Genomic DNA, 11,702 nt, shown 5'->3' with positions numbered 1-11,702 from the left:
GGTCGTCAGGCGATGTCGGCCGGCTCAGCTCTGCGTTTTCGTCCGGTGATCATTGCGCGTACAAGGTTTTCGCGATGGCGAAAGCTTGCCAGCGCGACGCCGCCTATATGGAAAAGGACCAGCACGAGCAGACCATGTGCGCTGAGGCTGTGCGCCGTTTCGACCCACGACACGCCGAAATAGGCGTCTGTCGTCATCAGCCAACCGGTCAATGCGGTTGAACCCATCGCCGCGATCAACGCGACCACCATTGCGCCGCCGGCCGGGTTGTGGCCGATGTAGCGGGCTTCGCGACCGAGCAGCAGCGCCCAAAGATAGCGCAGCACCGTCGCCGGATCACGCACGAACTGCGAGAAGCGCGCATATGGCGTGCCCAGGACGCCCCATAAGAGCCGCGTCACGATCAGACCGGCAGCGGCGTAGCCGGCCCAATGGTGAATGTCCTCCGAAGAATGGGAGGTGAGCCAGGCCGTGATGAAGCTGAGCACCAGCGCCCAGTGAAAGCCCCGCACGACTCGATCCCAGACGCGCACCATCTCCGTTGATGGTTGCGCGTCCGCCGCTATTGAAACGGCCCGATCAGTTTTCGCCGGCTTCGGCATTGTCGAGCTTTTCAAGGGTCTCGGCATTGTAAGCCAGATTGACTTTCTTGCCGGCCTTGTCGACGGCGTAGACTTCATAGCAACCCTTTTCCACCTTGATCTGGCGGACGGTGAGACCTTCGCCGGCCAATTGCGCCTCGAGCGTCGTCTTGGGTTTGAACTGTGATTTCGGGGCGGTGCTGCAGCTGCCGCCAGCAGCGAGCGCCGGTCCCGCAATCATGCCGGCGAGAGCGGCGAGGACGAGTGTGCGATACATGATGGCTCCATTCGGGAGGTTGGGCGCGGATCTTGCGCCTCGAGGGTGGATTTCGACCGTTTCGGTCAGACGGCGGTAGGACCGTCATTGGTGGGAGATAGCCAATTCAACCTGACAACTGGCTGACAGCGGCATCGACCCTGTCGATCGGCTTGCCGCCGGTTGGTTGGATCTGGCGCAAGGACGGTGGGTGACGACGCCGGCAGGATGATGGCTCGGATACGCGCCAAAGCAGGCTGCCTCTCAGGGGGTCACTGTTCCCCGCCTCATCCTTGGTCGCCTGTTTTCTCTGTCAGCGTGTTGTCAGCCTGGCTGTCCTAGCCGAGCACCGCGACCAGAATGATTCTCCAAAACCATCGTTTGCGGGGTCGCCGCATGCGAACAGGAGCTTTTTAAACATGCAGCTTTTCAAGTCCGGACTGGTCTTGGTCCTCTTAACCGCGTCGGCGCCCGCCTTTGCCAACACGACCGTGAATGTCAAACTATGGGACAAGGACGGAACCGTGAACACCGACGCCAAAATGGGAATGGGCATGCCTGCAAACATGAGCATGGCAAGCATGAGGATTAAGCTGGACCAGACCGTTGTACCGGCAGGTGAGGTCACCTTCCAAGTTTTTAATACCTCCAAGGACACTGTCCATGAGATGATCGTTGTGCCGGTCACGGATGCCAAGAAAACGGCGTTGCCATACGTGCCAAATGAAAATCGTGTCAACGAGGATGCCGCGGGCCATCTCGGCGAGGTGTCCGAACTTGATCCGGGCAAGATCGGATCGCTGACACTAGACCTCAAGCCGGGCAGCTATGCCGTCTTCTGCAATATCCCCGGTCATTTCATGAATGGAATGTGGGCGACAATCCTGGTCAAGTAGTATCTGGGCTGACAACGGAGCCCGCCACGCCAATAGGCGCGGCGGGCTCTGTTTCTTGGTCCGCCCTCTGTCGGCGCTGCCTGATCGCTTGTAGCGTTGGCGTCACGGCCTCTCGACGCGTGCAACCTGATATGTATGCATGGTGCCATTGCGCTCGATCGACACATACTCGCCGGTCACAAATCGTTCGTCGCCCAGATGAAAGCCGATCTCGTCGTCCCGATCTCCTTCGGCGTAGTCAAAGAACCACTGTCCGCCAGGCTTGCGGCGGAGCCGGCCGATCAGGTCGGCCTCCCCGGTGCGAAACCGGCGAACACGGCAAGCCGCCTTGTGCGTTTTCCACTCTTCCGCATCGAGCCGGCCTTCGCCGGTTACGGGAGCGAGCACGTCATAGCCCTCCTCGCGGTCGCCTTCCGGATGGCCTTTCTCGCGCGCGAGAAGCAGCCGGACATTGCGGAATTTCGGGGTAAGGTCCTTCAAATCGGTCATGGAGAACTCCTTTCAGGGAGTTCCATAGAACGGGGGCAGGCATTGGCCCTTGATCCGCATCAAAGGAGGCTCGAGAACCGCGCTTCCATCAAAGGCTGGTCAACAGCATGGCGCAGACGCCCACGGTCGCGGCGCTCAGGGTTGCGCCGGCCAATGACAACCAGAACCTGATTGGACCGGCGGAAATTGCGAGCAGCAGGCGGCCAATCGCATTTGCCGCCAGAGCCACCAGCACCGCCTGGCCCACCGTGCCCACAGGGACCGACTGTTTGACGAGGCGCAACGCGCCGAGCACCGAGACATCGACATCGAACGTGGCTGCAAATGCCGAACTCGCCAGAAGGCCGCGCCCGCCGAATTGACCGGCCAGCGCGGCACTTGCGGTCGCGACGACGGCAAAGAGCAAGGCGAAGAGCAGCAACGGGCCTAGCTCGAATGGATTGCGCGCGATCGTGTCGCCTTCGCGATTCCCGCTGTCGCGAGCCACAAGCAATATGCCGAAGACAGCGAAGGCGAGCGCCGCGGCAATCGCCGGGACGCCGACCGAAACGAACACGCTTGGCTCGATGAGCAGAACCACGAAGCAAACGCGCAGCACCGAAACCATTGCCGCGAGCGATGCCGCGCCTGCGAGCGGCAGGGGATTGCTTGCCGATGCGGCGTTGCGGGCCAGCGCCACGGTTACGGCGGTGGAAGAGACCAGTGCACCGGCAAGCGAACTGACGAGCAGACCGCGCTTGGCGCCAAGCACGCGGACAGCGACATAGCCGGCGAACGATATCGAGGCCATCAGCACCGTGAGAAACCAGACCTCCCAGGGGTTGAAACCGCTCCAGGGATCCAACGTTCGGTTCGGCAGCAAGGGCAGCACGATTGCCGTCATCACCGCCAGGATCAGCGCCGATCGCAGCTCGATCCAAGTCAGTTGCCGCAGGAGGCCGTGCAAGATTTCTCTACTGGCAAGAATTGCAGCCAACGCCGCTCCACCGGCCGCCGCTGCTGTGTAATTGCCTGCTACGGAAAGCGCGCCAAGTGCGAAAACACCGAGACCGGCGATCACGCTCGTGACGCTGAAATCCTCGTCATGGGCAGCCTCGCGCGCCTTGTACCAGGCGAAGATCGCGGCGAATGCGATAAACCCGCCGACCAGAACCGACACCGTATTGAGCGCTTCGGCGAGTGCGGCCAGAATCCCACCGAGCAGGCCGGATATGCCAAAAGTGCGAATGCCGGCTGTACGGCTGCGATCGGGTGCATCCCGCTCTCGCCAGCCGCGCTCCAGTCCGACGAGCAGGCCAATGGCCAGCGCCAGTCCGAGCCGGGCAATGAGCGGATCCATGGTAAGGCGGCTTCAGGCGGCGACCGTCGGCAAGCGGTCGCGAACCCACCTGACGATCTGGCTTGCCGTCATTGCGCCGGATGCGCGCGCGATTTCACGCCCGCCATGAAAGAGGATCATCGTCGGGATGCCGCGAATGCCGAGCCTTGCCGCCACAGCCTGTTCGTTGTCGGAATTGAGCTTGATCAGGCGAACAAGCGGCTCCAGGTCGTTCGCCGCCGCCTCATATGCCGGCGCCATCATCTTGCACGGACCACACCATGGTGCCCAGACGTCGACGACAACGGGGATACTGCTGCGTGCGATCTGCCGATCGAACATCTCGGCGTCAACATCCTGGGGGTGCCCAGAAAACAATCTGGTCCCGCACTTTCCGCATTTGGCCTCTCCGGGAGCGCGGCCCGGCGGCAGGCGGTTGACACCGCCGCATTTGCTGCAAACCACCAGATTCTGCTGTGCCATGACCATTCCCCGATTTTCGGTCGCCTACTATGCGCGCCCGAGACGTCCATCGCCAAGGGTGCGCAGCGCGTTGAGAATAACCGCCACGTCTATCCCTTCCTGAAGCAATGCGCCTGCCACCGGCGTTATCTGCCCCATGGCCGCCGCGACCATCGCTGCGGCAGAGAGCGCGAGCCCGACGACGATGCTTTGCAGAGCGATCGCGCGCGTGCGTTGGGCTATCCGCACCGCCTCGGCCACAGGCTGCAGCCGGTCGGCGAGAACAATTACATCCGCAGCCTCGGAAGAGGCCGTCGCCCCCCGCGCGCCCATGGCTATGCCGACCGTCGCTGCGGCGAGCGCGGGTGCATCGTTGATGCCATCGCCGACCATCATTGTTGGGGCCGTCGTCTTCTCGGCCTCGACCGTCGCGACTTTGTCTGCGGGAACAGCATCGGCGACGATGACATCCAGATCCAGCATGGAGGAAATACGCATTGCCGCCGCACCATCGTCACCTGTCAGCATGACCATGCGGGTGATGCCGGCCGAGCGCAGGCTGGCAAGCGCGCCGTGCGCATCGGCGCGCAGTGCATCGCCGAAGGTGAAAACGCCGGCAAGATGTTTTCCGAGCGTAACAAAAACCCTCAACACCGGCACGTCCCGATACCGATCTTCGCCGTTTTTCGCCCAGTTGGGCAGGGGTTTGTCGGCGAACACGAAAGCCCGCGATCCCGCCGCGATCGACATGTTCTCGACGCGCCCTTTCAGGCCCGCACCGCGATGCTCGCGGACATCATGTGGATGAGAAAGCACCAGCTGCCTGCCGCGCGCCGCCCGGATGATCGAGTCGGCAAGCACATGGTGCGAGGCCTGTTCCAAGGATGCCAGAAGCCGCAGCAGATGATCGGTGCCGCAGCCAGGTGCCGCTTCGATCTCGATGAGCTCGGCACCACCGATGGTCAACGTACCGGTCTTGTCGAAGATCGCGGTCCGAACCTGCGCAAGGGCCTCCAGCGCGGTCGAGCCTTTCATCAGGATGCCAGCGCGCGCGGCGCGCGACACACCGCCGATGAAGGCAACGGGGGCAGCGAGAATGAGTGGGCAGGGCGTTGCGACGACCAGCACGGCAAGCGCCCGGATCGGATCATCGGAGATGAACCACGCGATGCCGGCAACAAGCAAGGTGGCCGGCAACAGGAACAGAGCGAAACGGTCGGCCATGCGAATAAAGGGCGCTTTGACGGTCTGCGCCGCCGCAACCATGCGCACGATCGCGGCATATGTGCTCTGGTCCGCCAGGGCAGAAGCCCGCATGCTGAAGGCTTCGCCCGCATTTACCGTGCCGCTACGAAGCGTCTCGCCGGCGCTGCGCAGCACCGGCAATGGCTCGCCAGAGACCGCCGACTCGTCGAGCGAGGCCGAAGCATCGAGCAGTATACCGTCGACGGGAAGCAGTTCGCCGGCACGCACCAGGAGAGCGTCACCGACAGCGACTTCTCCGATGGGGATTATTTCTGTCCCATGTGTCGACTTGCGATGTGCGACACGCGGCGACCGGTCGGTGAGGGCCTTGAGGTTCCGTTCCGCGCGGCCGCGGGCGAAGTCCTCAAGCACGGTCCCGCCTGCATACATGATAGCGACTACCACCGCCGCCAGGGGTTGCCCGAGCAGCAGGGCGGCGGACATCGACACCAGCGCAATCGCATCGACACCGAAGCGGCCGATCCAGAAATCGCGCAGGATGGAGATGGCGAGAGCCGCGACCACGGGCAAGGTCGCCACCGTCCAGATCGTGCTGGCTTCAAGCGGGCCGAGCCCGGTTCGCCACGCTCCGATCCCAATGGCCAGACCCAGGATGGCAATGACCAGCAATGCGCGTCGCAGGGTGGACTCGTTCATGCGATGCCTTCCGATTTGATCGATGCTCGTCAATTATCGCCAGCGCTGACGAGGCGCGCCGAACTCGGCAAAAGCTAATAGCGAGACCCGGAGAGCGCCTTGATCCAACGCAACGAACGGGCAAGATCGGCGGGCGATCATCGCTGTGCATCGGTGCGCGAAGGCTCCGTCGGTCGTTTCGGGACATCAGGGCTTGGCCGCTTGGGCATAGCATTGCCGACTGGCGATCTGGCAATATTTCGGGTTGACCGGCCGGATCTCGCCCTCGAAGGCAGCGCTGACGATGTTGTCGAGACCTTGCTGTCATCGTCACTCAGCCTGAGACAATAATTCCCGGCATGGTGCGCGACCTGGCTGAAAAGGGCACGCGGGCGGCGGTAGTGCGGACCGACTTGCAGGGGCACGGGCTGGGTTGGGAATTGCTCAGCCAATCAGGAGGCTGTGCGAAGGACTTCGGAGGCATTGCGGTCGCAAAATCCCTTCAATTCGGCAACGATGTCCACGAGCTTTCGATCGGAGTCGATCTTGCACCAGCTGGCGTGGCTGGGCTTGCGCTCCACGTGTGTGGGATTGCGCTCCAATTGGCGCGACAGGATATCGACCGTGGCGTCCGATGGACCGCCTCTGCGTTGACTTATCCGCCGCCAAAGGACGAGTGGATCCGCCTCCAGCCAGAAACCGGAGAACGCGATACCTCGATCTCGCGCTGCCTTTTCAATCCGCTCACGATCGGCCGGTCTGTCGAAAACCGCATCAGCTACTACCGAGCCGCCCTCGGAGAGGATGAGGCCGGCGCGCCATGCCATCTCGTTGTAGACCCGTTCGGACACCTCGGGTCGATAGGCCTTGTCCGGCAGCCTGGTCTCGGCCGCCACGCCGTGCATTGCCTTGCGGATGCGGTCGCTTTCGATAATACGTGCGCCGGGCGGCGCTCCGACATAGGCAGCGAGCGCCTCGGCAATCGTCGTCTTACCGGAACCACTGAGGCCGCCGATGGCAACGAGCCGAGGTTCGGTCTCCTGGAGAAATGTCAGGGCCAGTTCGAAATAGGATCTCGCCTCGGCAGTCAGCTTTTCGCTGTCGGCGTTGCCTTGCTCAACCTGCGTTGCGGTGACATGGGCGCGCACGGCAGCCCGCACGGCCATGAAGAAGGGCAGCAGGATGAAACCGTCCTCATCGTCGGCTTCGTCGAGGTAACGGTTCATCACGAGATTGGCGAGCTCTGGGAACCCGCGATGCCAAAGGTCCATCAACAAGAAGGCGAGGTCGTACAGGACATCGATGCTGGCGATCTGGTCATTGAATTCGATGCAATCGAAGAGGCGAGGCTCGCCATCGAAAAGGCAGATGTTGCGCAGGTGCAGATCGCCATGGCACCGGCGGATCTTGCCCGCGGCCTCCCGGCTGTCCAGCAATCCGGCATGCCGAGCAAGCGCGGTGCGGAAGGCTCCGGCAAACGTCTCAATCTCCCGTTTCGTAAAGACATGACTGGTGCCAAAGCCGGCTTCGTTGATGTCGAGCACGCCCATCAAGTTGAACGAGCCGGTGCCATTGTGGACCTCCGGCGCCGAGCGGTGATATCCAACGATCATCCGCGCGACGGCGGTCATCAGCGCCGGCGTCAATTCTCCTGCGGTGGCCATACGGTCGAGAAGCTTCGACTGGTCGAAGCGGACCATCTCGATCGCCGCGTCGAGCATTTGGCCGGTACCGTCAAAAGTCAGTTTGTCGTCGTCTTCCCGCGTGATGCGGCGCACCCTCAGATAAAGGCCGGGAGCGGTTTTCGAGTTGAGTTCCACCTCTTTCTCGCAAGCGGCCAGCCTCAGTGCCGGCGTCGAGAAATCGACATAGGGCAGCTTGACCGCCCGCTTCATTTTGTAGGCGCGTTCGCCAGTCAGAAAAATGCGCGAGATATGGGTTTCGATCGCTTCTACCGGTCCGGTCGTGCCATGTGAGGCAGGATCAAGCAGGAATGCGGTAACGCGTTGTTGGTCGTCAACAACCATGGCCGGCCTCCTCAATGCCTGGGTCTTGCGGAGACTGTTTGCACCATTCGCTGTCATTGCTGGAGCGTCTCGACATATCCGGCAAGATCATGGATCCGTTCCCTTGTGACGATTTCGCCTGCGTTTGGGCCGTATTTCTTCACGTCGCCAGGCAGGAACTGGCTGCCCCACACCGGCATGTCGCGCTCGCCGTGCGCCGGCACCATGGCGCGGCCGTCGATCAGGGCATAAACGCGCCAGTAAGGAAATTCGCCGCCATTGCGCCTTGAAAGGCGCGTCAGGTCGCTCGGCCGCTTCAACAACTCGTCCCCCAACGGACCATCGCCCTTGCCTTCGGGACCGTGGCAAACGGCGCAGGAGTTCATGTATTCGGCCTTGCCGTCGCCGAGTTCCTGGGCGCTGGCCGCGTTGCAGGCCAATCCTGCCAGAGCCAATGTGATCAGGAATCTCATATGTATTTCCCCGATTGTTCGGCTGAAATCTAAAGCCCTGGTTCGGCGGTGCGTTGATGCGGATCAAATGCCCTTGCGGTAACGACGCTTGATCCAGCGCAATGAACGCATCTGGCGGCCTCGCTAATGGCTGGAACCACGACTGGCCTTCATAGAAATCAGGAGTTGCCGCCGGCCGGGTCACCAAGTCGATGCTTGCGGGCCAATCGCTGCCGGTCTTGATGGCGCGATAGCAATTCAACGTCAAAGAGGACAGGGCCGGTGCAGATTGCGCCGGCCCTTTCCTTTTCTCGCAAGACTTGACGGGGCGACTACTCGCTTGCTTCTCGTCCGGACACTTGCTCGATCAGTATCCGAAAGAAAACGTGCGGCGCACTATCGGCTGTGGGAGGAAGAACCGGCTTGAGTGCACCGGGTTCCCACCAGTCGGTGTGCTTGCTCAAGACCGACCAGGCATGATCCCGCTGAAGCTTGTGGCCGATCCTGTCAGGCAGTTCCTCGTATCGGCCGTCGGCAATGACGCTCTTCCATCCTCGCCCCTGGCCATGTTCATCGACCTGGACGGACACCAGCGGATTGGCCCGCATCCATTCGATCTTCTTGCCCGGCATTGAAAACGCGTAAAGATGAGCATCCGAATGGGCGAAGTAGAAGGGCACGACGTAGGGCTGCCCGTCCTTTGCACATGCCAGGCGGCCCACGCGAGTGGCCGTGAGCAATTTGGTACATTCCAAAGCAGAAAGGGTGCGGATCTGCATCAGAGCGATCTCCTGTTTTTCAAGGCTTTTGAACTACGCTTGTACAGCTGGGCAGCCTCGTCCATAGCGCAGAGAACGTCGTTGTCAGAGAGCTGCGGGAATCGCAGATAGTGATGGCCCAAGGCACGGAACTGTCCTGGCTGACTAAGGCAGACCACACGGTCCGCTTCCTGCTCTAGCGCGGCGACCGTCTCTTGCGGTGAAACGGGAACTGCCACGACGATCTCCCGCGGTGACCGGCGCTTGACGGCGCGGATCGCGATTTTCATTGTCGTACCGGTCGCAGCGCCGTCATCGACGATTATCGCGGTCTTTCCAGCAATCGACATCGGTTTGGCCTTCCCTCGATAGACAGCGCGCCGGCGTTCAAGTTCTGGACGCTCGTTTGCGATCAAGACGCGTAGCTCGCCTTCGCCGAGTGCGTAGGTCTCGACGATCTCTCGGTTTAAGACGACTTCGCCAGGGTCGCCATCGACGATTGCAGCAACAGCCAATTCGGGATTACCCGGGGCGCCGACTTTGCGAACGATTAGCAGATCAAGAGGGGCGTGGAGGGCTTTGGCCACTTCCACTGCGACTGGCACGCCGCCACGCGGCAATGCCAGCACGATGGGTTGATGCAGTTGAAGCCTGCTCAGTTCCAGCCCAAGCTTCACTCCAGCGTCATCGCGGTCGCGGAACATCGGTCAATCCACCGGCCACAGTTTTCGAAGCGACTTCTTCATCGAGTTTCCAACCTGCACGATCTCACCATGCGAAATGTGATGGTCGAGAAGATTGAACACGGCACTGATCGCGACATCGAAATCGACATCGTCATCATAGCCGAAACTGTTTCTGACGCTGATGATGAAATCGCGCTTCGTGCGCTCATGCACAGGCATCGATGGGTTCCAGCCTTCGAAATAGATGCCGCGAACCAAAACGGGCAGTTGCGCCGCAAGATCGGCCATTTCCGTTGGCGACAGCCAATCGCGCACCGTGTGCAGGACTGACCTCAAGAGACGACAGGCACTCGGCTCGCTCCAGTAGAGGTCCTTGGCGAGCTCCTTGACCCATTGTTGCGCCTGCTGGCCAGCGTGTGTGAAGTTACCAAAGGACGTGTGGGACATGTGGCCCATGGCGATGCTCCTCGAAGATTTGACTCCATCCTCGGGCATCGGGAAGCTTTGGGCATTGAGCAGGATCAAATCGTCCAAAAGTGCCCCTCCCGATTGGTTTTCCACCGCCGCCTCGATCAACTCGAGGAACCGACCAGCGGCTGGCCAAGGGGACGACGACCGCTTGAGCGGGTGGTGGGTTTCAGCCGCCTGACTTGGGTACCAGCAGAGGCACGATCCGGTCGCTCTTGGCCACGGGCGGACGGCCGGCGGAGCCGTAGGGGATGCCGAGCGCATCCCATGTCTCGACCAGCGCGTCCTGCAATCCCGCGATCAACGCGTCGGAATGGAACGGCGTCGGCGTGATGCGCAGCCGCTCGGTGCCGCGCGGCACGGTCGGATAATTGATCGGCTGGATGTAGATGCCGTGCACGCCAAGCAGCCGGTCGCTCGCCATCTTGCAAAGCTCGGGGTCGCCGACCAGCACCGGCACGATATGGGTTGGCGACTCCATCACCGGCAGGCCGACGGCCGAAAGGATCTGCTTGGTCCGGCTCGCCTGCTGCTGCTGCGCGTCGCGCTCGGCCTGCGATTGCTTGAGATGACGGATCGAGGCGGTGGTGGCGGCGGCGATCGCCGGCGGCAGCGCCGTGGTGAAGATGAAGCCCGGCGCATAGGAGCGAACCGCGTCGATCACCGCGCTGGTGCCGGTGATGTAGCCGCCCAGCGTGCCGAACGCCTTGGCCAGCGTACCCTGGATGATGTCGATGCGGTCGGCCAGGCCCTCGCGCTCGGTGATGCCGCCACCGCGTGGGCCGTACATGCCCACGGCATGGACCTCGTCGATATAGGTCATGGCGTTGTAGCGTTCGGCGAGCTCGACGATCTCTCTGATCGGTGCGATGTCGCCGTCCATCGAATAGACGCTTTCGAAGACGACCAGCTTGGCGCGTTCGCGTCCCGCCGCCTGCAACAGGCTTTCCAGATGCGCGATGTCATTGTGGCGGAAGATCTTCTTCTCGGCGCCCGAGCGCCGCACGCCTTCTATCATCGAGGCATGGTTCAACTCGTCCGAGATGATCAGGCAGTTGGGCAAAAGCCGCGCAATGGTCGAGATCGAGGCTTCGTTGGAGACGAAGCCGGAGGTGAAGACCAGTGCCGCTTCCTTGCCGTGCAGGTCGGCAAGCTCATGCTCGAGCTCGACCAGCGGGTTGGAGGTGCCCGAAATATTGCGGGTGCCGCCGGCGCCCGAACCCATTTTGCCGGCCGCGTTCTGGAACGCGGCGATGACATCGGGGTGCTGGCCCATGCCGAGATAATCGTTGGAGCACCAGACGGTGATTTCCTCGGCGCGGCCATTGGAACGCCATATGGCGCGCGGAAACTTCCCCGCTATACGCTCGAGGTCGGCGAAGACACGATAGCGACGCTCCGCATGGAGCTGGTCGATCGCTTCTTCGAAGAACCGCTGGTAGTTCATGT

Annotated in this window: 13 protein-coding genes; 1 reads left to right on the top strand and 12 read right to left on the bottom strand. The window is 61.9% G+C overall.

Annotated features, from left to right (window positions below; genetic code table 11):
* Nucleotides 1-5 precede the first annotated feature (5 nt).
* Nucleotides 6-536, bottom strand: a complete 531-nt coding sequence (locus A3AU_RS0125630; RefSeq protein WP_027055425.1) for a cytochrome b/b6 domain-containing protein — start codon at nucleotides 534-536, stop codon at nucleotides 6-8.
* A gap of 43 nt (nucleotides 537-579) precedes the next feature.
* Complete coding sequence (locus A3AU_RS0125625; RefSeq protein ID WP_027055424.1) at nucleotides 580-858, bottom strand: PepSY domain-containing protein; 279 nt, start codon at nucleotides 856-858, stop codon at nucleotides 580-582.
* Between the two features lie 398 nt (nucleotides 859-1,256).
* On the opposite strand from A3AU_RS0125625, the gene A3AU_RS0125620 reads away from it, so the two are divergent.
* Nucleotides 1,257-1,733, top strand: a complete 477-nt coding sequence (locus A3AU_RS0125620; RefSeq protein ID WP_032918136.1) for a plastocyanin/azurin family copper-binding protein — start codon at nucleotides 1,257-1,259, stop codon at nucleotides 1,731-1,733.
* 102 nt (nucleotides 1,734-1,835) lie between these two features.
* Here A3AU_RS0125620 and A3AU_RS0125615 read toward each other — a convergent pair whose 3' ends face one another.
* The 10 genes from A3AU_RS0125615 to hemA form a co-directional block, all read right to left on the bottom strand.
* Nucleotides 1,836-2,222, bottom strand: coding sequence for a hypothetical protein (locus tag A3AU_RS0125615; RefSeq protein WP_027055422.1), 387 nt, complete (start codon nucleotides 2,220-2,222; stop codon nucleotides 1,836-1,838).
* 88 nt (nucleotides 2,223-2,310) lie between these two features.
* Nucleotides 2,311-3,561: an MgtC/SapB family protein gene (locus A3AU_RS0125610; RefSeq protein ID WP_027055421.1), complete on the bottom strand. Its 1,251-nt coding sequence runs from the start codon at nucleotides 3,559-3,561 to the stop codon at nucleotides 2,311-2,313.
* Between the two features lie 12 nt (nucleotides 3,562-3,573).
* The gene (trxC, locus tag A3AU_RS0125605) at nucleotides 3,574-4,023 is read right to left on the bottom strand and encodes a thioredoxin TrxC (protein ID WP_027055420.1); all 450 of its coding nucleotides are present in this window, start codon (nucleotides 4,021-4,023) and stop codon (nucleotides 3,574-3,576) included.
* Nucleotides 4,024-4,050: 27 nt separating this feature from the next.
* Nucleotides 4,051-5,904, bottom strand: a complete 1,854-nt coding sequence (locus A3AU_RS0125600) for a heavy metal translocating P-type ATPase (protein ID WP_027055419.1) — start codon at nucleotides 5,902-5,904, stop codon at nucleotides 4,051-4,053.
* 431 nt (nucleotides 5,905-6,335) lie between these two features.
* The gene (locus tag A3AU_RS01000000136105) at nucleotides 6,336-7,910 is read right to left on the bottom strand and encodes a bifunctional aminoglycoside phosphotransferase/ATP-binding protein (RefSeq protein WP_032918131.1); all 1,575 of its coding nucleotides are present in this window, start codon (nucleotides 7,908-7,910) and stop codon (nucleotides 6,336-6,338) included.
* A gap of 53 nt (nucleotides 7,911-7,963) precedes the next feature.
* Complete coding sequence (locus tag A3AU_RS0125590; RefSeq protein ID WP_027055418.1) at nucleotides 7,964-8,362, bottom strand: c-type cytochrome; 399 nt, start codon at nucleotides 8,360-8,362, stop codon at nucleotides 7,964-7,966.
* A 311-nt stretch (nucleotides 8,363-8,673) separates the two neighbouring features.
* Nucleotides 8,674-9,120, bottom strand: coding sequence for a pyridoxamine 5'-phosphate oxidase family protein (locus tag A3AU_RS0125585; protein ID WP_027055417.1), 447 nt, complete (start codon nucleotides 9,118-9,120; stop codon nucleotides 8,674-8,676).
* Nucleotides 9,120-9,803: a phosphoribosyltransferase gene (locus A3AU_RS0125580; RefSeq protein ID WP_027055416.1), complete on the bottom strand. Its 684-nt coding sequence runs from the start codon at nucleotides 9,801-9,803 to the stop codon at nucleotides 9,120-9,122. Before A3AU_RS0125580 ends, A3AU_RS0125585 begins: the two co-directional genes overlap by 1 nt.
* Before the next feature lie 3 nt (nucleotides 9,804-9,806).
* On the bottom strand, nucleotides 9,807-10,241 hold the full coding sequence (locus A3AU_RS0125575) for a DUF2267 domain-containing protein (RefSeq protein WP_081709672.1): 435 nt from the start codon (nucleotides 10,239-10,241) through the stop codon (nucleotides 9,807-9,809).
* 181 nt (nucleotides 10,242-10,422) lie between these two features.
* On the bottom strand, nucleotides 10,423-11,700 hold the full coding sequence (gene hemA, locus A3AU_RS0125570) for a 5-aminolevulinate synthase (RefSeq protein ID WP_027054424.1): 1,278 nt from the start codon (nucleotides 11,698-11,700) through the stop codon (nucleotides 10,423-10,425).
* Nucleotides 11,701-11,702 lie beyond the last annotated feature (2 nt).

This window comes from Mesorhizobium erdmanii USDA 3471 (assembly GCF_000472705.1).
GTDB lineage: Bacteria > Pseudomonadota > Alphaproteobacteria > Rhizobiales > Rhizobiaceae > Mesorhizobium > Mesorhizobium erdmanii.
This window is presented reverse-complemented; position numbering and strand designations above follow the sequence as displayed.

Excerpts from the sequence above, each read along its gene's own strand:
- A3AU_RS0125615 (WP_027055422.1), bottom strand. The coding sequence starts at position 2,222 with ATGACCGATTTGAAGGACCTTACCCCGAAATTCCGCAATGTCCGGCTG.
- A3AU_RS0125600 (WP_027055419.1), bottom strand. The coding sequence starts at position 5,904 with ATGAACGAGTCCACCCTGCGACGCGCATTGCTGGTCATTGCCATCCTG.
- A3AU_RS0125610 (WP_027055421.1), bottom strand. The coding sequence starts at position 3,561 with ATGGATCCGCTCATTGCCCGGCTCGGACTGGCGCTGGCCATTGGCCTG.
- A3AU_RS0125625 (WP_027055424.1), bottom strand. The coding sequence starts at position 858 with ATGTATCGCACACTCGTCCTCGCCGCTCTCGCCGGCATGATTGCGGGA.
- A3AU_RS0125575 (WP_081709672.1), bottom strand. The coding sequence starts at position 10,241 with ATGGGCCACATGTCCCACACGTCCTTTGGTAACTTCACACACGCTGGC.
- trxC (WP_027055420.1), bottom strand. The coding sequence starts at position 4,023 with ATGGCACAGCAGAATCTGGTGGTTTGCAGCAAATGCGGCGGTGTCAAC.
- hemA (WP_027054424.1), bottom strand. The coding sequence starts at position 11,700 with ATGAACTACCAGCGGTTCTTCGAAGAAGCGATCGACCAGCTCCATGCG.
- A3AU_RS0125620 (WP_032918136.1), top strand. The coding sequence starts at position 1,257 with ATGCAGCTTTTCAAGTCCGGACTGGTCTTGGTCCTCTTAACCGCGTCG.
- A3AU_RS0125580 (WP_027055416.1), bottom strand. The coding sequence starts at position 9,803 with ATGTTCCGCGACCGCGATGACGCTGGAGTGAAGCTTGGGCTGGAACTG.
- A3AU_RS01000000136105 (WP_032918131.1), bottom strand. The coding sequence starts at position 7,910 with ATGGTTGTTGACGACCAACAACGCGTTACCGCATTCCTGCTTGATCCT.
- A3AU_RS0125630 (WP_027055425.1), bottom strand. The coding sequence starts at position 536 with ATGGTGCGCGTCTGGGATCGAGTCGTGCGGGGCTTTCACTGGGCGCTG.
- A3AU_RS0125590 (WP_027055418.1), bottom strand. The coding sequence starts at position 8,362 with ATGAGATTCCTGATCACATTGGCTCTGGCAGGATTGGCCTGCAACGCG.
- A3AU_RS0125585 (WP_027055417.1), bottom strand. The coding sequence starts at position 9,120 with ATGCAGATCCGCACCCTTTCTGCTTTGGAATGTACCAAATTGCTCACG.